Below are 26,003 nucleotides of genomic sequence, written 5' to 3' on the forward strand. Positions count from 1 at the left end.
TTTCCGTCAAAAACGATCACAAGTTGTACCGTGATTAAGTGAGACAATATGACCATCGCATCTGATAGTGAAAAGCTTATGAGTGTTGACGCTTCACCCAATACCAAGCACACGTTACGCACCAAAAAACGTGTGGATTGGAAAGAACGTATCTTCCACGGCTTGTTTTTAACCAGTGCTGCCATCGGCATTATCTCGTTGGCGATCATCGCCTACTTTATTGTTCGAGAAAGTATTCCAGCTTTCCAAGAGGTGGGTGTCGGCGGCATTGTACTTGGCCAAGATTGGCTTCCTCCGGCTCTTTATGGGGTTGCGACTATGATTGTCGCTTCGGTGGTATCCACCTTTGGAGCCGTTATTGTCGGTGTGCCAATTGGTGTGTTAACCGCCATTTTCATTGCGGAAATCGCCCCCAAACGCCTTGCCGATATTATTCGTCCGGCGGTTGAACTGCTTGCCGGTATTCCTTCCGTGGTTTACGGCTTTTTTGGCTTACTGATTATTGTTCCTCTGATTCAAGATATTTTTGACGTGCCAGCGGGCAATACCATTCTGGCGGGAATCATTGTCCTCGGCGTGATGATTTTACCGACGGTCATTACCGTGTCTGAAACCTCCATCCGCGCTGTCCCTCATGCTTATAAAGAGGGGTCTTTGGCTCTGGGCGCATCAAAAATATTTACCATCTTTAAGCTCTTAGTACCCGCTGCGCGTTCGGGCATTATGACTGGCGTTATTTTAGGGATAGGTCGAGCACTGGGGGAAACCATGGCGATCATTATGGTGATGGGTAATGCGCCCGCCATGCCACAAGGTTTACTTGATTCCGCGCGGACGCTAACGGCCAATATCGCGATTGAAATGTCTTATGCCAGTGGCGTGCATGCCAATGCACTGTATGCGACAGGAGTTGTCTTGCTGGTATTCATCATGATGCTTAATGCGGCACTTCTTTACTTAAACCGTGAGAAAGCGAGGTAATGATCATGGAAAAAACAGCACAATTGAGCAAACTTCGCCAAGCTCGCTTACGCAAAGATAAAGTGTTAAGTGCTTTTATCTGGGCCTCAGCAGCCGTCACGGTTGGATTCTTGTTTTGGATCATTTGGTACATCCTTTCCAACGGGCTGCAACATGTGGACTGGAAATTCATTTCTGATAACTATACCCGTACCGGGGAAGAACACGGCATTTTCCCGATGATCGTCTCCACGGTGTATATGGTAATTGCATCACTGGCAGTCGCAGCACCAATGGGAATCATGACGGCAATCTACTTAACCGAATATGCCAAAGTGGGCAGCCGACTCGTGAAAGTCATTCGTTTTTGTACTGAATCACTGGCGGGGATTCCATCGATTATCTTTGGTCTTTTTGGTATGACCTTCTTTGTGGCTGTACTCGGTCTCGGATTCTCTATTCTATCGGGCGCCTTAACCCTAAGTATCTTAATTTTACCTGTCATTATTCGTACCACAGAAGAAGCGTTAATGGCGGTACCGCAAACTTATCGTGAAGGCTCATATGGTTTGGGCGCTTCAAAAATTTACACTATATGGCGACTGATTTTACCCAGTGCCATGCCTGGTATTTTAACGTCAATCATCCTCAGTACAGGGCGAGTGATTGGTGAATCTGCCCCTGTATTCTTGACGGCAGGGATGGTGGCGCGAATTCCGGATTCGATAATGGATTCTGGCCGAACGCTAACCGTTCACCTATACAAGCTGACCACAGAACTGTTCACCGTGGATGAATGGAATCAGGCTTACGGAACGGCCACCGTACTGATCGTCGTGGTGCTTGTCATCAATATGATCACCAAACTTATCGCGAAGAAATTCAATACAGCGACTTACTAATTCGCGCTAATCAATTGACGTTAAAGAATTTAGAGATACGACTATGAACAAATTTAATATTGAAAACTTGGATCTTTTTTACGGTGATAACCAGGCACTTAAATCGATAAAACTGCCGATTCCCACCCAAAAAGTCACGGCATTAATCGGGCCTTCAGGGTGCGGTAAATCAACGCTGCTGCGTTGCTTAAATCGTATGAACGATTTAATCGAAGGTGTAAAAATCACTGGCAAATTGGAAATGGACGGTGAGGATATCTACGGCAATATTGATGTTGCTGATTTACGCATCAAAGTGGGGATGGTCTTCCAAAAGCCGAACCCGTTTCCTATGAGCATCTACGAGAATGTAGCGTATGGATTGAGAGCTCAAGGCATCAAAGATAAAAAGCACATTGACCAAGTTGTTGAACGTTCTCTGCGTGGGGCAGCCTTATGGGATGAAGTCAAGGACCGCCTTAAATCTCACGCTTTTGGCTTGTCTGGTGGTCAGCAACAACGCCTATGTATTGCACGTACCATTGCAATGGAGCCGGATGTGATTTTAATGGATGAGCCAACGTCAGCGTTGGACCCTATTGCTACTCACAAAATAGAAGAGTTGATGGAAGAGCTTAAAAAGAACTATACGATTGTTATTGTTACGCATTCCATGCAGCAAGCTCGGCGAATTTCTGATCGCACCGCGTTTTTCTTGATGGGAGAATTGGTGGAACACGATGAGACACAGGTTATTTTTAGTGAGCCAAAAGATGATCGAACAAAAGGTTATGTTAACGGCGATTTTGGTTAAATTTTACTAGATTCATTATAATTATAAGCGATGGTAAACCTTGCCCCTCACATGAGGGGCTTTTTTTTGTCCTCAATTTCTTAATTATAAGAATTAAAAAAGTAATAAATTAGTTTTGTTGTTAGGTGATAAGTTAGTTTATGGGTTTTAGTTGACATTGTCAGTTAAGTGTCAGAAAGCTAAGGGGTTTCTGATGGGGTGGTTATATATAACACATTGTTTTATGGCTGTTCTTGTAATTGACATGAGTAGGGTTCTAAATTTTGAGAACTAAAAAAAACAAGAAGCCAATGCTATTTGTTTTTAGTCAAAAAAAATCCAGACTATGTGCTTTGATAGGAAACTTAAATCTTCGATTGAGTTTCTAGTGTATTTAACTTTGTGACGTTTGAACGTTAAGAGAAGGTGTCGTTCTCTAGCGGCAGCGTAGTTATTGTAAGGACAAGATTTGTGATGAGAGATATCGGAGCAATCAAAAGCCATGGTCAAGAAAATATATTGGCTTATCGATTAACTGACATTTTACTCATTTCTCTGACTCTTCTAGTACTTAAAAGTGTGTATCTAGGTACTTGGGAAATCCAATATATCTTAGCTCTGTGTATAGCGCTGGTTGCCTTTAGCATCGTAGGAGAGTTATTGGGTGTGTATGATGTTTCTTCGTACAACTCAGCCAAACACTCATTAGGTCCTATTATTTTTGCCTGGTTCTGTACGATCGCCGTGTTATTAACCATTGCTTTTATGTTTAAAGCGACGGAAGTGTATTCACGAATTGTGGTCGGAATGTGGTTTGCGGTGGTGCCGGTGTCTTTGCTGGGATTCCGCTTTATTGCAACTCACTTACCTTCTTCGATTAAGTCAGATTCGTATGAGCAAAAGAGTATTATTATCGGTGCTACGCCAGGTGGAGTCGCGTTAGCACGTGAAATTGAACAAAATAAACACGTAGGTATGAAACTGGTTGGTATGTTTGATGATCGTTCAATTGAACGACTGCCTGATAATTTACCTCAACCGATCAGCGGTTCAATTAATGACGCGTTAGAAATGGCAAAAGAGCGTAATTTCCGACATGTTTATGTTGCACTGCCGATGGAGGCCTCAAAGCGTATTAAAGAAATTGTTAGCTATTTTTCAGACAGTACGGCACGAGTGTATATTGTCCCAGATTTCTTTACTTATGATTTAATTCAATCACGTTGGCGTAATGTTGGTCGAATCCCAACGCTCAGTATTTATGATACCCCTTTTTACGGTTTCTCGACTTTTATTAAGCGTGTTGAAGATGTGATTGTTGCGTCAATCATTTTGCTGCTAATTAGCCCAATTCTTTTAGCGGTATCGATTGGTGTAAAAATGTCATCACCGGGCCCCATTATTTTCAAACAATACCGTTACGGTATGGATGGAAAGAAAATTAAAGTGTGGAAATTCCGGTCGATGAAAGCAATGGATAATGGAGCAACGGTCAAGCAGGCGACAAAAGACGACCCGCGAGTCACCAAATTTGGTGCCTTTATTCGCCGTACATCTTTGGATGAACTCCCTCAATTTATCAATGTACTTCAAGGACGTATGTCGATCGTGGGACCTCGCCCTCACGCGGTCGCACATAACGAGGAATACCGTAGTTTGGTCGACAAATATATGCTGCGTCATAAGGTGAAACCAGGGATCACCGGTTGGGCGCAAGTCAATGGTTACCGTGGTGAAACTGACACAATCGATAAAATGGCAAAACGCGTAGAGTACGATTTATTTTATATTCGCAGCTGGTCACTTTGGCTCGATATAAAAATTATCTTTATGACGGTATTTAAAGGATTTATAGGCAAGACAGCCTACTAAAGTTATAACTATTTGGGTAAATAAACACATGATAAAGCGTATTGTTCAGTTTTTGCTAATCAATATTATTTTGTTGAATGGCGCTATTGCAGCAGAAAATTTATACAGACTGGGTGCTGGAGACACGATTAGTATTTCCGTGTATGGAGAAGAAACTCTGTCTATACCTGAGCTAAAAATAGACAATCGAGAATCAATTGATTACCCATATCTTGGCGTGATTCGTCTAGGGGGAAAAACGTTGGAAGAAGTACAGCGTGAAATTACCCAAGGATTATCAGGTAATTATTTAATCGATCCGAAAGTCAATGTCACGATTGTAAAATATCGAAATGTTTATATTAACGGATTGGTTAATCGCCCTGGCGGTTATGAATATGAACCAGGCCTCACAGTGCAAGAGGCTATTTCCCTCGCTGGTGGTGTGATGACTAAGTACAGACGAAGTGCACATGCTTACTTAGTTAAAGCAAAAAACATCCAAAAATATAATCAGCTAAGCAATGAAGAATTAGCCAAAGCGTTTGAAGACGATACCGAAAACGAGACCCCGTTATATAAAGTTGTCGATCCGGGTGACACTGTTTATGTAGTTGCTTCATTTTGGTAAGTGGAAAGCGTAGATTTTTAAAGAATTTGAGTTGAGATAATAAAATGCATGGCTTAGACAATAGCATTCCTCAGAATGAGGAAAAAATAATTGATATCGGGAAATATTTTACTCTAATTAAGCGTAACTGGCTGAAGGTTTCTTTATTTACAATTCTTGTAACGATAGTTACCGCTTTAATTGTTTTTTCACTGACTCCTAAATACACAGCAACAGCGACACTGTTAATTGAGCCTGAAGTACAAAAAGTCGTCTCTTTTGAAGATTTAGTAGGGGTGGATACCAGCAAAAAAGGGTATTACCAGACTCAGATTGAAATTTTGAAAAGTCGCCAAATTTCACAGCGTGTCGTTGATAAACTGAATCTTGATGAGTATCCAGAATTCAATAGTTCGTTGATTACCGAGCGCTCGCTGATCTCCACTATTCGTTATCGCATTAAATCTTTCTTTTCCATGTTATTGGGTAAAAAGAAAGAGCCAATGAGTGATGAAGCGAGAGAGGCGCGTATTCGTCAGAATGTCGTAAACAGTGTTCAAGGTCATATTAACGTTACGGCAATCGACGGCACCCAGTTGGTGAACATTGAGTTTACCTCTAAAGACCCGGAGCTTGCCGCGAAAGGTGCGGATGCGGTTGGTGATGCCTATATTGAGTCAAACTTGGATGCACGTTTAGACACAGCACAGCAAGCCTCATCTTGGATTTCAGGGCGTTTAGAAAGCCTACGTCAAGAACTGAGAGCGTCAGAAGACAAACTAACCGACTTCTTACGCCAAGAAAAGCTGATTGATGACAGCGGTATTGATAGCCAAGCCAGCTCAATTATCAGCGACTTGACTCTGCGTCTAAGCCAAATTCGCGATAGTCGTATTCAATTGGAATCGGCTTACAGTACGTTGAAAAATCGTGGTAACGATCTGACAACAATCCCTTCTATCTCTAAACACCCACAAGTAGTGGCGCTGCGTAATGTATTAGCCAGTGCTCAGAAAGATGTTACCGAACTTTCTAAGCGCTATGGTCCAAAACATGAAAAGATGAAGGCTGCGATCGCAAAGCGTGATAGTGCAAGAGAAGAGTTAAATAACCTCTTAGGACAGCTTGTTTCTGAAATCAAAAAAGAACTGGATTCTGTAAGTAACCAAGAGCGTTTGATTCAGGAAGAGCTTCAGCGTCAGGTTGATAAGTTCCAAGACATCACGGTTAAGAAACGTGAATATCAATCATTGAGCCGTGAGGTTGAAACGAACCGCAATATCTTGAATGTGTTCCTGAACCGCTACAAAGAAACCGCGGCAACTGGTGACTACAAAACAGAATACGCTCGATTTGCAGATCGTGCTCAGAGACCATTAAAACCATCGAAACCAAATAAGAAACTTTTGATTGTTGCTGCTTTTGTTGGCTCACTGCTGTTCGCAATCGGAATGTTGATTTTAATTGATATTCTTAAGCATACCATCACCTCGATGAAGCAGTTTGAAGAACGTATGGGCTTTATTCCGCTTGGTGGTATTCCAAAAGTTAAGCTGAAAAAAGGCCAGGACATCAAAGCGAGCATGTTCTTTGATGATAATGAATCACAATTTTCTGAATCTGTTCGCGCAGTGAGAACGGCCTTGACACTCTCTGCGATGAGAAATCATCGTAAAGGGTTGGTGTTCAGTTCTTCGCTAAAGGATGAAGGTAAAACGACGACAGCAGTCAACGTGGCACAATCTTTTGCGCAAATGGAAAATGTGATTCTAGTTGATGCTGATTTGCGTAAGCCATCTGTTGCCGAGCGTTTTGGTTATTCAAAATACCAACAGGGTATTACCAACCACATTTTGATGGGTGCAGATTTAGAGCAATGCATTATCAAAGACAAGGAATCGGGTTTGAATATCCTACCTGCAGGGATGTTGACACCAAATCCGCAAGAACTTCTGAGCTCTAAAGAGTTTAGTGATTTACTTAATGTTCTTTTTGAACGCTATGATCGAGTGATCATTGATACTCCTCCTACGTTGCTTGTGAACGATAGTTTAGTTGTTGCGAAGATAGTGGGAAGTGTCTGTCTTATTGCTAAAGCGGATGCCACTCGATTTGCGACCTTGCGAAACACAATCGCGCGCTTTATTCATCACAATATCGCACTTGATGGTGTGGTGATTAACCAAATTAAAAAGGATGTGATGAGTTCATACTATGCCTATGGTGACTACCAATCTAAAAAAGGCGGTAAGTACGAATCACCAAATATGGGCTAAAGCGTAAATGATTCAAGGTGTTTATTAGCCAAAAAATGATGAGTAGAGCTTGGCTCTACTCATCCATTGAATTATTTAAGATTTAACAGTTTCGATTGGTCTATTTAATGTACTTTAATGATTTTAGAGAATTTGAAAAATATAAGATTAACATTGGGTTAGCTCTGTTAATCTTATTTCTATGCTTAGGGTATAGTTCTAGAGTTATCCCTATGGCTTTTCTTATACAAAAAGCAATTGCTCTAGGATCTTGTATTTTACTCCTTGCTTTTTTAGGACCAGATAAACGTTTTTTTAAATTCCTTATTTTTTATGTCACGATTGTCGTTGTTTGCTATTTACTTAGGGATCAATACTACGTCGGTATTAATACCACAACGTTTATAAAAGCGGTGCTTGGGGTAGGGCTATTCTATCTGGTTATGTCGGTTAACTTTGGTAACTATATCTACTCGGTTTCCACGGCCTACGTGTTATTACCGATTATTATGGTGCCGATATCGTTTGTTTTTGCGCAAGTGTTTGGCTTTACCAACTTTCAAGATGGTCGTTATGGTGCCGGGCTAGCGAGTGCTCACTATGCATTTTTAAGCTATTTTGCAGTACTATTTATGTGCTATTACTCGTTAGACCAAAAACGTTTTAGTTTAATGCTGTATGGCCTATGTGTATTACTGCTACTTCTGTCCGGGAGTCGTGGACCACTTATCGCTGTCTTTATCCCTTCCTTGTTGCTAGTACGCTTTATTAAACGACCTTCAGTAAGACAAAAAATTCTGCTGTTATCTCCGATCATATTGTTTGTTCTGGTCAAGTTTTTGATGAGTATGATCGCACGAACAGAAATGGAAACATTTAATACAGAGGGGAGTTTTAACCTGTCTGGTCGTGACGTTGCATGGGAGTACTTTCTCGCGAAAGTGCATGGTCTTAATTTGTTTGGGGGTGGATTAGGTTCTACTCCAGAAATAACAAAAGGCGTACGAGAATTTAACTTATACTTATTTGTTGCACCTCATAATGAGTTTATTAAATTCTTCATGGAGCTTGGTATCATTGGTTGTACACTCTTTTTCATTAATATCTTTTTAATGTTTAAGATAGTATTTAGTCAATCAAGGAAGGAAATGAGATCATTCTTCATCCTCGCATTTCTTGGTTTCATGATTATTACTATTTTTGATAATACCTTTAGTACCGTGCAAGCGTATATTCCTCTGGCTTTATTCTTGAAATACGCAATACATAATGAGCAAATGAGAAAAACTTATGCAACTCAATGATCCGATTGTCACGGTTTATATACCGACCTATAATCGCTCTGCTTTGGTAAAGCGAGCTATCGAGTCTGTACTTGAGCAAACGGAAAAGAATCTTGAAGTCATTGTGGTTGATGATAACTCACCGGATAATACTCAAGAGGTCGTGAGCGAGATCTCTCGTCAATACCCTAATGTTAGATACATCAGGAATGATGAGAACCGCGGAGCATGCTACAACCGAAATGTAGCCATAAAACACGCGAAAGGTAAATTTGTCACAGGGCTTGATGATGATGACTATTTTTTAAGTCATCGCATTGAATCATTCCTTGAAGCATGGAAAACAAAACACCCAGATACCATCGCACTGTTTGATGATGTGACGATAAAAAATAGCGAACAAAATAGTTTTGAGTTAGTAAGGCCTGATTTTATGGGCTTGGATGAATTGTTTGTTCGCAATGATATCGGCAATCAAATCTTTATAGAAAGACAAGTTTTTGATAATGGTTTGGCTTACGATGAGGATTTGAAATCTTGGCAAGATATTGATCTGTGGATTCATATTTTATCTGTTTTCAAAGGTAAGAAATTCGAAAATATACATAAGAAAAGTTATATCTTCGATAAGAGTCATCCGCACGAGAGAATCAGTAGTGCTAATATTTCAAAACACTTAATTTCGTTCCAACATATTAGAGATAAATATCAACTAAGTAATGCCAATAGTTATAGGTTAAAATGTCAAGCTTACACTTATAATCCAAGATCGGTTGGCGTTACATTATTTTTAGATGCTTTTAAATCAAGAAGTTTATATGTTGTTTTTAGGATGATTAAATATTATCTGAAAAATAATAAGGGTATGTAGATGAAAAAATTATTAATGATGACAACATGTATAATGAATCCTGATAATGTCAACGATTTATTGAGAATGATTGACTCTTATGACAATAGTGATGAAAAGTATCGTCACATTATTCTTATTCAAAGTGATTACTCGGCGTTTGCTGAGCAGGTAGAGTATCTGCGTACAAAAGCGATTGTGATCCATTCTGAGACGATTGTCTCTTTATCAAAAGCAAGAAATATTATTTACAATCACGCCAAAGATAATGACCTATTATCAGATGTAGAGCTGATCGCGTTTCCGGACGATGACTGCTGGTATCCTGGTGACAACCTCAACAAAATCTACTCAATGTTTGTTGAAGATAGCGCTCTTGATCTTTTTGTATGCCGTTCTTCTGAGAGTGCAGAAGAAATTACTGCGCAAGACAAACCGAGAGATATCAGTGTTAAAGAGCTGATCAATACGTGTAATTCAAACACCATTTTCGCGCGTGTAACCGCGATAGATTTTGATGACTTTTTCGATGAAGCGTTAGGCATCGGTTCGAAAAACAATGGTGGAGAGGATGTTGATTTTGCGATGCGATGCTTTGTGAAAGCTCGTAAGGCATTTTATCTCGATAAATCGATCGTCTGGCATCGAGACCAAGATATGGCGGAAAAGCCTGTCTATTTTAGAGGCGGCTTTAAGGCTCTAAAGAAAAATGCTTTAAAGCACCCTATGTTTGCGTTTTATTGCTTTAGGAAAGCGCTCGTGGGTGTTTACTACATGTTGAAATATGGCATGTCGCCAAAAATGTTTTTGAGTGCGTCATAGTAGTATCACATTCAGGTTAAAATTCGATGGAAAAAAAAACAAAAATAATGCTTGTTGCCTCTCCTGGTGGGCATTTTGTGCAATTGAGTCTTGTATCAGAATGCTTACAGGACATGGATATTACAGTCGTCGGTACCTATGAAGATAAACCTTCATTCATGTATGGAGATCGTTACTTTAAACTGTCGGATTTTAGTCGTGACAATGCTTATATTGCAGTCAAAGTACTGTTTGAGTGCCTGTCCATTTTTAAAAAAACACGCCCAAGTTTGATCGTAACAACAGGCGCGGCTCCTGGGTTAATTATGTTGCTCGTGGGACGCTTGTTTGGGACCAAAACCATTTGGTTGGAAAGTATAGCTAACTCACGCAAGCTTTCTTTATCGGGTAAAATTGCCAAAGGTCTGGGTATCACAGTTTTTAGCCAGTGGGAAAATGTCGCTAAGCTTTCCAACGTTGAATATCATGGAAGGGTGCTATGATTTTTCTAACTGTAGGAACGCAACTTCCTTTTGATCGTTTGGTTAAAACCGTCGATCTTTTTGCCGCTAAAAGTCATTGGTTGTTTAAAGCTCAAATCGGTAAATCGAGCTATCATTGTGTCAATATGCAAGCGAGCGAGTTTTATCCTCCCGATGAAATGAATGAGCTTTTTAATCACGCAGAAGTGATTGTCTCTCATGCTGGAATGGGCTCAATCATTAATGCGTTAAAGTTGAAAAAGACGATCATCTTGTTTCCTCGACTCAGCAAATTCGGTGAGCATCGTAATGATCATCAACTCGATACGTTAGCTTCTTTTTCTAATATCCAAGGAATTTATGTTGCTGAAGATGAAGCCCAGTTGCTTTCGCTACTCGAGCAACTTGACCAGTTAGAGAAGCCCCAAGGATTGGAAACGCCAGAGCGACAACGTTTGGTTAATAAGATCAAAGAGTTTTGCTGTTAGGGTAGGCACAAGATGATGTTTGGATATTCTTCAAGAAATGTATTTGCTGTGTTCTTAGCTTGCGGTTTGTTTATCACTTACGTTTGGCAAGTTTTGATTCAATTTGGTGATGAGATTGATCTCCTCACCATCAAGCAAGAGTCTCCACATGTTTCTGCCGCACAATTTAATGACATGCTCGAGTCTGAAAACCCAGTACTTTTGGTGTATTCCGCTTCTGCATATTCTCTTGCTGGGTATCAATATTTACAGTCGGAAAAGAGTGACATCGCTCGGCAGTTTTTTTCATTTGCTAACCAACTCGCCGCAAAAGCGAGTTGGTTGAAGCCGATGGATGGTAATGGTTATTTGCAAAGAGCAAACTATGCTTGGATCGCAGGTGAAGAACCGAAGGTCATTGGTTCTTATATAGCACAACTACAGCAGGTGGAACCTTACGAGACCACCACGGTGTTTGAATCTCTCAAATACTATTTCCATTTCTGGCCAGAGATTTCGGGCGCTGAGAGAAAGCAGGCGATAGAATATCTTTATAATCCGGGTCATTATGGGGTTAACTATACTCTAATTGGTCGGAATATTACTGAACCAACAAGTCGATTGCGGGTGTGTCAAATCTACGCATTTACCGATAAAAAAGTGGGTTTTTGTGTGAAAGAGTTTGGTCACCTATATTCCTGGTAATTTTTGGTATTACATTTTTCATTTCCAGTTAAAACATACGATGATGAAGGGGTAATATATTTTATTCCTTTTTCTTAAATCTCGCCTTTGGAAAAACACCGAAAGTTTATATTTTTCCTTCCCTCTCCATTCTTACTTTTGGTGATATTTTCGTGTTTATCATCATTAATATCTATAAAGAACACGAAATCCCATAGAATGCCTTCTCAATAATGAGAGGGCTTATAAACAATAATTAAATGGTGACCGGTAAAATTGAATTAATCTGATGTTGTGTAAGAATATTAATTCGATTTTGAATGATTTCCCTTTGCTCAGTGAGTGAGTAATATTATGAATAATATAGAGTTCTTTAAGAAGAAACGCCGAGAAATATATTTATTTATCGGCTTTTTTTCGGTTGTTATCAACCTCTTGATGCTCGTGTTGCCTGTCTACAGCTTGCAGCTCTTTTCCCGAGTTCTTTCTTCCAAAAGCATTGAAACGCTGTTCTTTTTAGCTGGCTTAGCACTGGTCCTATTGCTCCTCCAATCGATTCTTGATTTTGTTCGAGGCCGCTTATTGTTCTCTGTCGGGGAAATCTTTGAGAAAGTATGCTCAAAGCAAATCGTCGAGCATAGCCTCTTAAAGTCGGCGTCGAGTGTCAGTGAATCGCGCCGTATTTCACAAGATATGAAAGATGCCAAAATGTCGGTTTCTGCAGCGTTTAATAATTTGAAGTTTGACTTACCGTGGAGTCCACTGTTTGTCCTAGTGATTTTTGCGTTTCATCCATATTTAGGCATTTTTGCCATTGGCGCGATTATGACTCTGGCTGGTTTAGCATTTGCCAACTTGGTGTTGACTGATAAAGCGCATAAAGCGATGAACGATGTTGCGTTTGATAATGGAACGAACCTCATCAAGCTCTATTCTCATGGTAAAACCATCAGTCATTTCAATGTGGCTCAACCGCTGGCACAAGATTGGTATGATTCAAATAATATGTTGTTGGATCAACAAAATAATACCAACTTTGTGACTACTTTGATTCAAGCGGCGATCAAGTATGTACGCATGACAATGCAAATCGGTGTACTTGGGTTAGGCGCCTGGTTAGTGATTACCGATCAAGCACAATCGGGCGTATTGATTGCGTCGTCCATATTGTTGGGACGCGCATTAGCGCCTGTTGATCAAAGCATGAATCAGTGGCACAACTGGCGTCGTTGCCGAGCTGCCTATAATCGAATCATGGAGTTATTTGACGGTGCTCGCGAAGATAACCGGATCGAATTACCGCTTGAGCAATATAACTTGGCTGTTGAGGCCGTCACCATTCGTGACTCCTATGAACGCTACACACTTAAACAAATCCAATTTGAGTTAAAAACGGGCCATACGCTGGCAATTATTGGCCCGAGTGGTTCGGGTAAATCTGCATTGCTGAATACGATTAAGGATCCTTCAGGGCTTAGCCAAGGAAAGATCCGCGTGAATGGGGTTTCTTTAGTCGAGATGCCAGCTCATCAACAGGCGGATTTAATTGGTTATCTACCTCAGGATATTGAGTTTTTCGAAACAACGGTGTTTAACAATATTTGTAATTTCGATACCAGTGAGGGGGTAGAAGAACGCGTATTCTCTGCTGCTAAAATGGCCGGGATTCATGAATGGATTTGCCAATTACCAAATGCTTATCAAACGGTTTATGGCAAGAAAGGTTTTGGCTTATCCGGTGGACAAAAACAGCAGCTAGCTTTGGCACGGGCGATTTATAAACAGCCTAAAATTTTGCTGCTTGACGAACCGGATTCTAACTTGGACCCTCAAGCAGAGCAGCAGTTGCTGTTTGTGATGAAAAAGCTTAAACAGCTCGGCACTTCTATTGTTGTGGTTAGTCACCGCAATAAATTGCTGAGTGCTGTCGATTGGGTTGTAGTACTAGACAAAGGGCAGATTCGCGATGCAGGAAAACGAGACGAAGTTCTTGAACGCATTTCTAATAACAATAAAGTAGCGAGCCTACGAGCGAGTAGACAAAATGCTAATTGAGTATAACGATTTTTCGGAACAGAGCTTCTCTTACAAGAAGTACATCAAAGCTGGCGTGATTTGTGTTCTTGCCGGTCTTCTCATGACTTATTTTTGGTTGATTAAAGCGCAACTCGAATCGGCCGCTATTGCCCAAGGTATCGTTGGTGTGGAAGGTAATCGTAAAACCATTGCTCACCTAGAGGGGGGAATTGTTGACCAAGTGCTGGTTCATGAGGGCGATATGGTACAAGCTGGGCAGACACTGATCACGTTGTCGCCAGTGGCCGCTAGAGCCAGTGTGGCACAATTGGAATTACGTTATTTCAGTAGTTTGGCACAGCAAAATCGCCTTGAAAGTGAACGTCACGCTGATGATGAAGTTATTTTCTCTCCTAAGATTTTTGAAGCAGCCAAACGCTATCCGTCATTGAATTCAGTGGTCAAGACTCAGCAGTCTTTATTTGCCAGCCGTCGCCAAATGCTTGTCAGCCAACTTCAGGTACTCAAAACTCGACTTGCGAGCGCAGAAACGGACGGGACGTCTTATAGTCGACAACTTCAAAGGCAGCAGCAGGCGTATCGATTCTTACAGGAAGAATTGGATATGCAATCCAAACTGCTTCAAGATGGCTACACCTCCAAATTGCAAGCTATTGAGCTGAAGAGAAACTTAGCATTACTTTCTTCAGACTTGGTCGGGTTACAAGGACAGTTAGACAGTTTGGAGAATTCCAAAGCTGAAATCAAAGAACAGATGCAATCGGTGAAACATCAGTTTGTTAGCGGTGTAGAGAGTGAACTTCAAGATGTATCTCAAGTGGTTGACGATGCTCAAGAGCAACTTGCCAACGCCAAAGATGTATTGCAACGTTTAACCATTGTTAGCCCCCATTCCGGGCGTGTGGTTGGACTGACGGTATTCAGTAAAGGTGATGTTATTAGCCCTGGTGAAACGGTAATGCAAGTTGTGCCTGATAACGACGAACTTATTGTCGAAGCCACGCTACGCCCAGAAGATATTGACTTGGTGCACAGTGGGCAAAAAGCGATGATTCGTCTTTCGGCCTACAATTATCGAACAACACCTATGTTTGACGGGAAAGTGATTAATGTAGCGGCTGACCGACTACCTGATGAAGAACGTCGTGACCAGAAACAAGGCTTTAAGATCAAAGTCGCCATTCAGCCTGAACAGCTCAAAGAGCATCCTAATGTGACTTTATATCCTGGCATGCCGGCTGAAGTCTACGTAGTGAAAAACAAACGATCGCCGATGGATTATCTATTAGAACCATTAGATATCGGTCTTTTAAGAGCATTTAGAGAAGACTACTAATTGTTTTAATAATTAAAAAAGCCGCCTAGTGAAAGCTAAGCGGCTTTTTTATTCTATATTATATATAATACGGTTTTTAAATTTTCATTTAATTATTGTTATTGATGGTTATCTTTAAGCCAGGCAAGCGCTTCTATTTTATTTCTCACCTGAATTTTTTTAAATATATTATTAAGGTGTGTTTTAACAGTGTGCTCACTAATATAAAGCGTATCTGCTAATTGCGAATTAGATTGGTTGCTTCTCATCATTTCTAATATTTGTCTCTCTCGCTTGGTTAAATTAACCGGCCCCTCAACAGGACGCTTAGTGATGACTTTTGGAGTATGTGTTGACTCATAGAGTTCAAGCATGCGACTCATCACACCACGTGGCAGCCAGTTGTCGCCAGAACAAATTGCGGCAAGACCTTTTTGTAGGCGCTCGACATCCGTCGCTTTACCAAACACACCACGAATTCCCTTCCATTTCGTGATTTCGTGAAAACTCATTTTATCTGGTGCATTGATCAACACAGTCACGACGGAAAGGTCGGTTAGAGATTCAATCATGACTGATTTTGTCTCATGGTTTAAAGCATCTAAATCAATGATTAAAAGCGATTTTCTCGTAACTGTTGGGGCAAGTAAAAACTGTGAAGGATGAGTGATCGCAATGGAGAGATCCAGTACATTTTTTAGTGACTCACACAATGCCTTTACTTGCATCGTGCAGTTTGACAGCAGGATGATACTACTAAAGGATTTCTCGGTCATACAATGCAATAGCTCGCTCATTTTGTTTAATTAGAATACCGAAATAGTAAAGCTCGAACGGCGTGTTGTCATTTAGGAATACTCGAATCAAGTCGGGGTATTAATATTGATACGCGTTTTTGACGTTTTATTCTCAAATTTGACGGCTGTCTGAAGGTTTTAATTAATACTTTAGTACTACTTTTATTGATGGTACCAAAAAATAACCAAAAAGAGGGTCCTGATGTGAATAATTTCGGGATTTTATATATGATTTCAAAAGCATCGGCGATGGAGATGTTTTTCTATTTCTGATGTTATGGCGAAAATTTTTACTAACTGAATTTTGACGGTTAGTTTGCACAAAAGAGTAATCATCAAAAGGAATTCATCATGACTGTAATTTTAGGCGAAACAAATACTGACGGTTCAGGTTCATCAGTAAACTTGACTGGTGAGAATGGCGAACTTGTTCTTGGTACCTATGTCGATGGAGACGCAGGTGTCTTGGCTTTAGACGGTGATACACGTCTTGGCGAAGTCTTCGACACCGCGACAGTATACTCCGATAACTGGGACCAAGACGGTTATAAAGAAGCAAAAATTGACGGCAGCTATGACCGTATTACGGTTAGTAACATTGTTGACGTTGATATCACCAACGATGCTGGCGCTGGTGTTTCTCATATTGAAGTGCTTTATGCGAAACGTGGTCAGATTGATACCTCTGCATCGGATACCGCGGACTCTATTTTTATTGCAGTAACTACAAATAATGATCACTGGAGCAACACGTTTGAAGTGACGACTGGTGCTGGTAATGACTTTGTAGAGTTCTATAACGTTGTAAACTCTCAGCTTACAGGCTTTGATGTCGATCTTGGTGAAGGTAACGATACCTTTGATATTTCAGAGCTAAACGTTGCTGCATCGAATGCGGACGATCGCTATGTTGATGGTGGTGAAGGTCTTGATGTCCTTATCTATAACGGTGATAGCGCAGTCGATTTCGCTGGTTTTGAAGTGGTAACCGGTAGCGATGTTTCAGTAACGCTAGACTCTGATCTACTTGCGGCCAACGCATCGAGTCAACTCGGCTTAGTGGTTGCTGATATTGAGCTTGAACTGAGCGATGACATCTCTGCATCAGTGAGTGAAGAACTCTCTGGTGACCAAGTTGATTACTTGTCAGAGCTTGGCTATGACGCAAGTGACTTCGTTGCTGTTGATGTTATCACTGAAGACGGTGCTTACGCTGTACTTTCTAACGACGACTCTTGGGCAGTCGCGTAGGCGTTATCGCATATTACGGTGTACATTATGTACATTTAGTAACTTGATTCGATTTGAAAGGCTGGTTAATGACCAGCCTTTTTTATTGGCTGTAATAATGGATTGGTATTCAGACCAAAGCAAATTCCTTTATAACGTCAGGGCGAGGTCATTTTTATGTTGGGTGTATTTTACAGCCGACACTTTCAACTCTAGACTCTGGGTGGTCTTTAAGTTTGCTTTTTGTGTAGTCATTACGTTTTGGATAAAGGCCAATTTCTCATTTTACAACGTTTTAATCTCATGAATTATAAATAGAGATTTTGGAATGTTTTGTTTTAATCTCTATTTTATATAGAGCGATGAGATGATTTTTAATAAGTACCAAAAAAATACCAAACCACGAAGGTTAACTGGTATTAGTTTATGATTGTATTATTATTTTCCCACCTCTTGAGAGAGGTAATTAGATTGGAAAATCTGAAAGCTTTATACATACAAAATTAACTTAAACATAATAAAGGCAGTATAATGAGTATTATTTTTGGTACAACTAACAGCGACGGTTCTGGTTCTTCTAGCGATTTAAACGAGTCAAACGGTATTGCAATTAATGCGGGTGAAGGCAGTTCTGACGGCGTGAATTACGAAATTAAAGGTGAAGGCGATTACGGCTTCCCATTCACCTCAATTGAAGTTGACTCAGATACTTGGAATGGCGACGACTCAAAAGAAATTAAGATTGATGAGTCGGCTGACTACATTAAAGTGGATAACTTTGTTGATGTTCAAATTACCAACAGCGCCACTGAAGGTTTTAGCCACATTGAAGTGCTTAACGTAAAACGTGGTCAGATTGACACCTCTGCATCAGATTCTGATGATTCAATTGTTTTGGGTGTTAATGCTAACAATGACCATTGGAGTAATGAGTTCACTATCGACAGTGGCGCTGGTTCTGACATGATCAAAATGGCAAATGTGAACAACTCTAAATACACTGAGTTTGATATTGACGCAGGGGAAGGGAGCGACACTGTTGACGTTTCAGGCTTAGAAGAGGCGGCATCAAGTAGCCAAACTCGTCACATTGATGGTGGTGAAGGTTTGGATTTCCTTGTCACTAATGGTGATTCAACTATCGAGTTTGAAGGTTTTGAAGTGGTTCAAGGCAATGGCTTTGATCAAACGCTGACACTCGATAGTGAGTTACTTGCGGATAACGCTGATGTAAGTTTAGGCTTAGTTGTTTCTAATATTGATGTTGAGTTTAGCGATGATATTTCTGGTTATGAAGTTTCTGAACTGAGTGATGCTCAGCAAGAGTATATTGACGATCTTGGCTTTGATACTGATGACTTTAGTGTCGTTACTGTTACCACGGAAGATGGTAACGAATATTCACTGTTGACGGATGATAGTTCTTACGCAGCAATGTAATCTTTTATTGCGTATTGTTTGGAAGCCACCCACCTGGGTGGCTTTTGTGTAGATAATGCCTTATTTTTGAGATTGACGATAATTTCTGACCAAACTATCACTAATCTCGGTATTCTACCTTGGTCTTTAGATTTAAGTTTTACAAATCTGAATCTGTTACAGCAGAATAATGTTATGGATTTAGAGCCGTCAGACTTTAGGCTCAAGCTCGATGTTTAAAATAATCTCGATGTTTAAAACAATGCGATGAGCTGAAAGGTTGTTAATGTAACTCATGGCATTTTCTGAGTTGCAGTAAAACGTTGTAAAGGACGTGACATAGTATATTTTGTGGTTAAATGGATCGTTAACGCTGTATACGCCAACCGAAAAAGAGGTTGTCATCGTAATCTCGTCACAACGCTTGTCTATTTTAGCCAATCAGTAGACTTCTAAGGTAAATAATGAAAATAAAAGCACCCTTTTTGGGAATAGCAGTGGGTTTATCGGTATTTGCTGTGAGCGCTCATAGTGCAGAGCTTGATGTAGAAGCATTATCCTCGACTATTCAAAGCTCAACGCAAGACGTCCGAGTATTAACCTCGCAACAGTTGTCAGCGCATCCCGATGATCTGGTTTCCGTATTAAGTTTATTACTTCAGCTTAAACCGGAATCGGCATCGGATATTTTGGCTCAGGCTATGATTGATTATCCAGAAATGGTGATGGAATTCGTTACGCTGGCACGAGAGCTCGGTATTTCCAATGAAATGATTACTATCGCGGCGGTTGAGGCTGGATTAGACCCGACTCAGCTTGCAGAGCAAACAGCGGCGGGTGTGGAGACGGTGGTACCGACTCCTATTCCACCGATTCATAAAGCGCCCGTGTCTCGTAGCTAAATGAAGTAGTAAATAAAAAGGCCGATATAGAATCGGCCTTTTTTGACTTGAAAACGTTGGCTAGAATGACATACCAGCACCGATACCGTAGTTCATTTGAGATTCACCCGATAACGTTTTGCGATAGTTGGCTTCAGCATAAACTCTGATTAAGTCCGCGAATAAATATTTAGCGCCCAAATACACATTTTGTTCATCACCATCGAGTGAATCCGTTTTTGATTCTCTGGTTATGTATTCGATGCCACCAAAAGAGGTTAAATCCGGTGTAATTGCTAATTGTCCTGCGAACGCTAATGCATGGCTGTCTTGATCGCGTAGAGAATTATTTTTATTTTCGGACTTGTTGTAATAATAAGTCGTACCGAGTTCATAATCGATATAATTGTAAAAGAAAGACAATTGTGTATAGGTCGACTCTTGTCGGCGGTAGGTCGTTTCGGTCTTAGAATTACCAATACCGGCTTGGATCTTTAAATCGATAATGCGGTAGCTACCAAACAGCTCTTTCAGTTCACGCTGGTTATCACCATTTGGAAAACCGTATGTCGCATTGAGGCGCAATAACTCAGTATTGTAGGTATACTTGATGGCTTCATCTTTTTCACCAACGGCATTGAGACTGGCTTTGCCACCATAGATTTCTGAATAGTCGACAGCGGCAACATCATCAGAAGAGGTCGCATGCTTACCATAAGTAACGGTTCCGAAATTTTGTAGAGAAATACCAGCATAATACTCAGACATATCGAGATCGTCTTCATCACGTTCTTCGTCTGGATCCAAATTTACATTTGCCTCAACACCTGCTGCGATCGATAAGGTGTCAAAAATAGAGTATCGCGCTCGAGTTCCGATCTCAGAATCACCAAATGTGTAATCATTGTCCCGCCCATCTAAAAACTTCGCACTGGCTTTTAATGTGCCGTATACATTCCAGTATGCAATGTCGGTATCAATTAATGTGTAAGCCATAGACGGGCTCGAAAAAGCGAGTAATACACCAGCTTGAATTAGTCTTTTTTGCATGATTTTTCCGTTAAAATTTATCCGTAAATGATAATCGATGAATCATCCTTGTGTGCAAATCAAAGATCATAAGTTAGAAGTGATTATATATTGGAGTTTTAATTCTATGGTTGAGAATATATTACAGTTACTTTTTCAGTTCTGTAGCAAATGTGAGAAATGAGAAAAACAGGTGGTTTTTTGTTTGGGTTAGTCTAGATTCCGTTCCCTAACTGGCTTTAAACTTTAGCATTATTCAGGGAAGATATAGTGATGCAATTATCAATGTTTTTTATGTGGTATTGGGGTAATCCTCTTGAAATTTAGTTACTTAGAGAAGCTATGTTTTTGGAGTTTGCTGCTTTTATTATTTTGGGTTCCTATACCATTAGCATCAAATCGTGTTTGGGCGATGTCCATTTTTGAACTATGGTCTGCCGTATTATGTCTAGCGACTTGTTTAATCTATTTGCAAAATGGTACCGCACATTTTCTTAGTAAAATAAAACCATTTTTTTGGTTAATTATTCCGGTCGCTATTTTCCAGATATGGACAGCTGTTCAGTTAATTTATTTCCCGATTGAGTTGTTGAGGACTATTTCTCCAAAAGCGGCGGAGATTTATTTAACTTTCAATATGACGAAAGCTCCTATTTCGTTAGACCCATATGCGACATCTTTAGCTTTATATAAAGGCTTGGCCTATTTAATGGTTATCGTCAGTACAGCGTTGTTAGTAAATCGAGTAGAACGCGTGCGTGCTATGGTGATTTTGTTTGTCGTTAGCGGTGCTTTTCAGGCTTTATACGGGGCGGCAGAGAATTTATTCGGTGAACGAGAGTCTTTAGTCTTTAGTGTGGTATTGGAAGAGGCGGCAACAGGCAGTTTCATCTACAAAAATCATTTTGCCAATTATCTGCTGCTTAGTTTGTGCTTAGGTATTGGTTTGATCGTGAGCCAATTGCATTCAACGCCGTCAGGCTCTTGGGTACAGCGATTACTTAGGTGGAGCAAAGGCGCGCTTTCGCAGAAGATGTTTTGGCGTATGGCTATTGTGATTATGGTTATCGCGCTCGTCATGTCCCGCTCCCGAATGGGGAACGCGGCCTTTTTTGCTGCTACCGTCCTTGGAAGTTTAGTGGCACTGATGTTTTATAAAGACAAACCGCGCGCTTTGGTGGTTTTTATGCTCAGCATCTTATTTGTTGATTCGGTGATTATTGGTTCGCTGTTTGGCTTTGACCAAGTTCAGCAAGAAATTGCTGAGACCAGTTTAGCGACCGAAACCCGTGATGAAGTGGTCGAGTGGAGTATTCCGATGATCAAAGACTTCGCGGTGACGGGAGTTGGCATGGGGGGCTTTGGTTCATCATTCCCTAGTTATATGCAAAGAGCCATCGGTTACTACAATCATGCCCATAACGAGTATGTCGAATTTGCTGTTGAAGCGGGAATTCCAATGACGCTGATGCTTGGTGCAATCTGCTTATGGAGCCTGAAAAAATGCATCAATGTCATGCGAACGCACAATAGCAAAACGTTGAAAGGCACCGCATTAGGGTGCTTCATGGCGATTGTCGGGATGCTGCTTCATATTTCAGTTGATTTTAACCTTCAGCCTCCAGCTAATGCGCTGACATTTTTAGTTCTTTTAACTCTTACTGGCTGCTTAGAACCGGTTCGAGTTCAACGTCGCTTACGAGGAGCTACACGTGTTTGATCACATTTTAGTGGTATGTGCAGGTAATATTTGCCGTTCGCCAATTGCTGAGCGTATGTTACAGCGAGAATTGGCTGATAAACAGGTGATTTCTGCCGGACTGATTACGGAGAAGAGTCATATTGTTGGTAATTCGGCGTATCCTCCGATGATTGATGTCGCTAACCAGATTGGAATCACATTAACGGATCATAAAGCGCAGCAACTCACTCAAGCTTTGTGTGATTGGAGTGATTTGATTCTGGTGATGGAGCATGCTCATATTGATAGAGTGGCAAGCCAATTTAAGCAGGTTCGGAATAAGACGTTTTTGCTTGGTCAATGGGCGTCGGGCTCTATAGATGACCCGTTTGGACAAGGTTTGATGGCATGCATCGAGAGCAGTCATAAGATCGAGCAAGCATGTCAGGGATGGGTTAAGCGCCTTAGCGCTTAGCAAATTTCATTTGATACATCTTCTTATCGGCCACGGAGATCAATTGGTTTAAATCATTCCCATGTTGTGGGAATTGTGCATAACCAATACTGGTTGAGACCGATACTGTATTACCATCTCCAAGTTCAATGGGTTCTATAAAGGTATTGTGAATGTGCTGGTGTAAAAACAGCACACTATTTTCGTCAACCCGCTCTGATAAAATTGAGAACTCATCCCCACCGATGCGATAAATACTAAATTGATGGTCGGTTTGCTGAGCATTAAGTCGCTGTGCCAGGGTTTCTAAAACCGCATCTCCTGCCTGATGGCCATAAGTATCGTTCACACCTTTGAAGCCATTTAGATCCAAAGAGTAGATAGCAAAGGGTTGATATCGCTCTATTTTATCTTCTACATGGTGAACCATTGCCAGTCGATTCTTTACGCCAGTCAAGGTATCTATCATCGCTAACTGTCGATGATACAGAGATTCCTTATGCAGAATATATACGACAAGCCCTGCGCAGCTCAGAAGTAACAGCATGAGCGAGAATTGAACCTGGCTTAACACTTTAGCTTTCGCCATTTGCGTTCGATAAATTGGGCTTTTAACGCGAAAATTGACGTTGATAAATTGAATCATTGTCGAGTAGAGGCGTTGCATTTCCTGAGTAAATTGTTGATCGCCATTTGCATTGCTCAACGCAGCTTTGCTTGGTTCTAATTGTTTAAATTTACTGAAGATATGCATAAAGAACTCGTAAGCCCCCTCAAGATCCATCATGGAATCAAATTCTTTATTATCGATCAGCAGATCAAATCGGCTCCAAGTAAGTTCATATTTCAGTAAGGTATGATTGAGGTTTTTCTGGCTTTCATGAGCATACGGAGCCGAGGCAATGAGTTCTGAGAACTCTTTACTTAGCTGAAATAGAAACCAAGTGGCTTGGTTTTGCCTATCAGAATAGCTTCGTGCCAAGTCTCTTGTAGCAGAGAGAAAATAGATATTCGCGACGAACAACACCAGCGACAACATGATTAATAAGGTTTTCGCTCGGGAGTGAGTGACGGTAAATTGATTGTTCGCGTGTTGAGTTAGCATACTATTTAATCGTTAACCCAGAAATTTGCCAAGTCATCTGTTGTCGGTAATCGGCGGTGTCTAATTGAGGGTAGGTTGCTAAATCGTAGATAAACCACAGCGGCCCTTTGTCTCGAATACGCATATATTGTCCGTTCATTTTAAACACCAAATACGGATTGTAATCTTGAATATCTTGCCACGAAGTGTAAGAGGTATAGTCGTTGAGAGCGTGAAAGCTCACCCCTTCATCTGGAGTGACATCAAGGTAATGAAGTAAATCCAGTAGCCGTATACCCGTAAAGGTGCGGCTTCCCGTATACCATGGAAGGGTTGTTGAAATATTCTCAGAAGGAAAAAGTACTTCTAGCTGTTCGATACTAAGTTGTTGCGTCTTTTCTCCGACGGTAACAGAAAACATCGAGGCATTAGCCATTGTATTAAGGAACAATGCTAATGTGGCTATCCATTTCATTATGAGGTCTTACCACTTTTTTATTATTTGACTTGTGGTCGCCTAGTATATGTGTGTTTTATCGACAAGCAAATTATTAATTGACGCAATTAATATTAAAACTAGATGTCTTATAAGCAAAAGGCTCCATATAAGGAGCCTTTTTTCGTTATTTTTGTAGAGGTTAGAAAATCAAATGTGCGACCCCTGCAATTACCGGCAGCGTAATTAAAGTACGCAGTAGGAAGATAACAAACAGTTCGAAGATATTAACTGGAATCTTGCTACCTAGTAGCAGCGCACCAACTTCCGACATATAAATAAGTTGAGTGACTGACATGGCTGCAATAACAAAGCGAGTCATTTCATTGTCAATGGAAGCAGCCAGAATTGCTGGGATAAACATATCGGCAAAACCTACAACCATGGTTTGTGATGCTTGAACTGCTTCTGGAATACCAAGTAACTCTAAAAATGGCACAAATGGCTGCCCTAGAAAAGCAAACACGGAGGTGTGTTCGGCGATAACCAATGCAATCGTCCCCATTCCCATGATGACAGGCAATACGCCAAATACCATGTCTGCCGCATTTTTTAAGCCTTCTTTAAAGATACTGGTAAACGAACCGACATTGCTGGCTTTTTGGAGCGCGAGGTTCATTCCCCATGAGAAACTTGAGTGTCCTTGAGGAATCGCATCTGCGTCTGATTGAGGTTTGCTACCGTCAACAAAGTGGTCTTTCTTTAAGCTGAGTGGGGGTAAGCGTGGAATAATCACCGCGGCTACCAGCCCTGCCAGGCAAATCGCCCCGTAAAATGGCAAGAAAAGGTGCTCTAATTCGACTTGTGCTAAGACGACTAAGCTGAAAGTGATAGAAACCGCTGAGAATGTTGTTCCCACTACCGCTGCTTCACGCTGGGTATAAAATTTTTCTTGATATTGCTTGCTTGTGAGTAAAATGCCGACGCTACCGTCACCTAACCAAGAGGCAATACAATCAATGGCGCTGCGTCCTGGTAAGTTAAACAGTGGGCGCATAATTTTACTGAGAAGCGTACCGAATAACTCCAGTAATCCAAAGTTCAGAAGTAATGGCAGGAGTAAGCCGGCAAAAATAAACACTGAGAATAAGGTTGGAAGTAACCCTTCTAATACCAATCCGCCAGTATTTTCCTCCCATACCCATTCAGGGCCAACTTGGAAGAAGGTTGCGATAACAGCGATGCCGCCTATTAAACGTACAGTTAGCCATAATAGTGATGGATTGAATAGGCTGTTTAAGAATGGACGCTCAACAATAAAGCGGGGTTTTAGAATGCGAGTCAATAACGATGCCACCGACATAAAGGCGATGATAACCGTTACTAAGGTCACCAAATGGTCACCAAGCAGCGCTTGAATTGATTTGGCAAGCACTGCAACTGGAATAGTGATATCCCCTTGATAGCGAATAGGGCACATAAACAGAAATACCCCTAACAAAGAGGGAATCAAAAATGTCCAGAAGTGCGTTTTTGTCCTTGTTTTCTCAAGGGATTGTGTGTTGTCTTGCATCGGGTCACTCATGTTACAACTAGTCAATATCAGCCAACCGTGGCATATCTATTCACTAAACTTCCATTTTTAATCAGGGTCGCGAGATTACCTGTATTTTGTGTTTCTAGCAACACTATTCATTAATCTAAGTTAATTATTCAGTGTAAT

The 26,003-nt window shown here is 40.9% G+C and carries 24 protein-coding genes; 19 read left to right on the forward strand and 5 right to left on the reverse strand.

Annotated features, from left to right (window positions below; genetic code table 11):
* The first annotated feature begins 48 nt into the window (after nt 1–48).
* The 14 genes from pstC to ACFFUV_RS12350 all read left to right on the forward strand — a co-directional run bounded on the left by pstC (nt 49) and on the right by ACFFUV_RS12350 (nt 15,290).
* The gene (gene pstC / locus ACFFUV_RS12285; RefSeq protein WP_390193022.1) at nt 49–981 is read left to right on the forward strand and encodes a phosphate ABC transporter permease subunit PstC; all 933 of its coding nucleotides are present in this window, start codon (nt 49–51) and stop codon (nt 979–981) included.
* Between the two features lie 5 nt (nt 982–986).
* Nucleotides 987–1,862, forward strand: a complete 876-nt coding sequence (pstA, locus tag ACFFUV_RS12290) for a phosphate ABC transporter permease PstA (protein ID WP_390193025.1) — start codon at nt 987–989, stop codon at nt 1,860–1,862.
* A 43-nt stretch (nt 1,863–1,905) separates the two neighbouring features.
* Complete coding sequence (pstB, locus tag ACFFUV_RS12295; protein ID WP_390193028.1) at nt 1,906–2,655, forward strand: phosphate ABC transporter ATP-binding protein PstB; 750 nt, start codon at nt 1,906–1,908, stop codon at nt 2,653–2,655.
* 453 nt (nt 2,656–3,108) lie between these two features.
* The gene (locus ACFFUV_RS12300) at nt 3,109–4,506 is read left to right on the forward strand and encodes an undecaprenyl-phosphate glucose phosphotransferase (protein WP_390193325.1); all 1,398 of its coding nucleotides are present in this window, start codon (nt 3,109–3,111) and stop codon (nt 4,504–4,506) included.
* 28 nt (nt 4,507–4,534) lie between these two features.
* Nucleotides 4,535–5,116, forward strand: coding sequence for a polysaccharide biosynthesis/export family protein (locus tag ACFFUV_RS12305; RefSeq protein ID WP_390193031.1), 582 nt, complete (start codon nt 4,535–4,537; stop codon nt 5,114–5,116).
* A 44-nt stretch (nt 5,117–5,160) separates the two neighbouring features.
* A complete protein-coding gene (locus ACFFUV_RS12310) occupies nt 5,161–7,371 on the forward strand; it encodes a GumC family protein (protein WP_390193033.1) in 2,211 nt (736 codons plus the stop codon).
* 107 nt (nt 7,372–7,478) lie between these two features.
* Nucleotides 7,479–8,654, forward strand: coding sequence for an O-antigen ligase family protein (locus ACFFUV_RS12315; protein WP_390193034.1), 1,176 nt, complete (start codon nt 7,479–7,481; stop codon nt 8,652–8,654).
* Complete coding sequence (locus ACFFUV_RS12320) at nt 8,641–9,504, forward strand: glycosyltransferase family 2 protein (RefSeq protein WP_390193035.1); 864 nt, start codon at nt 8,641–8,643, stop codon at nt 9,502–9,504. Before ACFFUV_RS12315 ends, ACFFUV_RS12320 begins: the two co-directional genes overlap by 14 nt.
* A complete protein-coding gene (locus tag ACFFUV_RS12325; protein WP_390193037.1) occupies nt 9,505–10,305 on the forward strand; it encodes a glycosyltransferase family A protein in 801 nt (266 codons plus the stop codon). It abuts the gene before it with no gap.
* 26 nt (nt 10,306–10,331) lie between these two features.
* Complete coding sequence (locus tag ACFFUV_RS12330) at nt 10,332–10,787, forward strand: hypothetical protein (protein WP_390193039.1); 456 nt, start codon at nt 10,332–10,334, stop codon at nt 10,785–10,787.
* Nucleotides 10,784–11,254, forward strand: a complete 471-nt coding sequence (locus ACFFUV_RS12335; RefSeq protein ID WP_390193041.1) for a glycosyltransferase — start codon at nt 10,784–10,786, stop codon at nt 11,252–11,254. The genes ACFFUV_RS12330 and ACFFUV_RS12335 overlap by 4 nt, the downstream gene beginning before the upstream one ends.
* Before the next feature lie 12 nt (nt 11,255–11,266).
* Nucleotides 11,267–11,938 (forward strand): hypothetical protein, encoded by a 672-nt coding sequence (locus tag ACFFUV_RS12340; protein ID WP_390193043.1) that lies wholly within the window; start codon nt 11,267–11,269, stop codon nt 11,936–11,938.
* Between the two features lie 333 nt (nt 11,939–12,271).
* Complete coding sequence (locus tag ACFFUV_RS12345) at nt 12,272–13,972, forward strand: type I secretion system permease/ATPase (RefSeq protein WP_390193044.1); 1,701 nt, start codon at nt 12,272–12,274, stop codon at nt 13,970–13,972.
* Entirely contained in the window at nt 13,962–15,290 is a 1,329-nt protein-coding gene (locus ACFFUV_RS12350) for an HlyD family type I secretion periplasmic adaptor subunit (RefSeq protein ID WP_390193045.1), read from the forward strand. The genes ACFFUV_RS12345 and ACFFUV_RS12350 overlap by 11 nt, the downstream gene beginning before the upstream one ends.
* A gap of 98 nt (nt 15,291–15,388) precedes the next feature.
* Here the strand turns inward: ACFFUV_RS12350 and ACFFUV_RS12355 are convergent, their stop codons facing one another.
* Complete coding sequence (locus ACFFUV_RS12355; protein WP_390193046.1) at nt 15,389–16,045, reverse strand: LuxR C-terminal-related transcriptional regulator; 657 nt, start codon at nt 16,043–16,045, stop codon at nt 15,389–15,391.
* Between the two features lie 372 nt (nt 16,046–16,417).
* On the opposite strand from ACFFUV_RS12355, the gene ACFFUV_RS12360 reads away from it, so the two are divergent.
* From ACFFUV_RS12360 to ACFFUV_RS12370, 3 genes are all read left to right on the forward strand, one after another.
* The gene (locus tag ACFFUV_RS12360) at nt 16,418–17,317 is read left to right on the forward strand and encodes a hypothetical protein (RefSeq protein WP_390193048.1); all 900 of its coding nucleotides are present in this window, start codon (nt 16,418–16,420) and stop codon (nt 17,315–17,317) included.
* A gap of 510 nt (nt 17,318–17,827) precedes the next feature.
* Nucleotides 17,828–18,736: a hypothetical protein gene (locus ACFFUV_RS12365; protein ID WP_390193049.1), complete on the forward strand. Its 909-nt coding sequence runs from the start codon at nt 17,828–17,830 to the stop codon at nt 18,734–18,736.
* Between the two features lie 443 nt (nt 18,737–19,179).
* Entirely contained in the window at nt 19,180–19,617 is a 438-nt protein-coding gene (locus ACFFUV_RS12370) for a hypothetical protein (protein ID WP_390193052.1), read from the forward strand.
* Between the two features lie 60 nt (nt 19,618–19,677).
* Here ACFFUV_RS12370 and ACFFUV_RS12375 read toward each other — a convergent pair whose 3' ends face one another.
* A complete protein-coding gene (locus ACFFUV_RS12375) occupies nt 19,678–20,646 on the reverse strand; it encodes a porin (protein ID WP_390193054.1) in 969 nt (322 codons plus the stop codon).
* A 616-nt stretch (nt 20,647–21,262) separates the two neighbouring features.
* Between ACFFUV_RS12375 and ACFFUV_RS12380 the strand changes: the two genes are divergently transcribed.
* Both ACFFUV_RS12380 and ACFFUV_RS12385 read left to right on the forward strand, forming a co-directional pair.
* Nucleotides 21,263–22,345: an O-antigen ligase family protein gene (locus ACFFUV_RS12380; protein WP_390193057.1), complete on the forward strand. Its 1,083-nt coding sequence runs from the start codon at nt 21,263–21,265 to the stop codon at nt 22,343–22,345.
* Nucleotides 22,338–22,781, forward strand: coding sequence for a low molecular weight protein-tyrosine-phosphatase (locus tag ACFFUV_RS12385; RefSeq protein ID WP_390193060.1), 444 nt, complete (start codon nt 22,338–22,340; stop codon nt 22,779–22,781). Before ACFFUV_RS12380 ends, ACFFUV_RS12385 begins: the two co-directional genes overlap by 8 nt.
* Here the strand turns inward: ACFFUV_RS12385 and ACFFUV_RS12390 are convergent.
* The 3 genes from ACFFUV_RS12390 to ACFFUV_RS12400 form a co-directional block, all read right to left on the reverse strand.
* A complete protein-coding gene (locus ACFFUV_RS12390; RefSeq protein WP_390193063.1) occupies nt 22,771–23,865 on the reverse strand; it encodes a GGDEF domain-containing protein in 1,095 nt (364 codons plus the stop codon). The genes ACFFUV_RS12385 and ACFFUV_RS12390 overlap by 11 nt on opposite strands.
* A gap of 1 nt (nt 23,866) precedes the next feature.
* Nucleotides 23,867–24,319 carry a putative pterin-binding protein gene (locus ACFFUV_RS12395; RefSeq protein ID WP_390193065.1) on the reverse strand — a complete coding sequence of 151 codons (453 nt, stop codon included), beginning with the start codon at nt 24,317–24,319 and terminating at the stop codon, nt 23,867–23,869.
* A gap of 163 nt (nt 24,320–24,482) precedes the next feature.
* Entirely contained in the window at nt 24,483–25,853 is a 1,371-nt protein-coding gene (locus tag ACFFUV_RS12400) for a YjiH family protein (RefSeq protein ID WP_390193067.1), read from the reverse strand.
* Between the last annotated feature and the right edge of the window lie 150 nt (nt 25,854–26,003).

The sequence above is a fragment of the Vibrio olivae genome (assembly GCF_042428525.1).
In the GTDB taxonomy this organism is placed as follows: domain Bacteria; phylum Pseudomonadota; class Gammaproteobacteria; order Enterobacterales; family Vibrionaceae; genus Vibrio; species Vibrio olivae.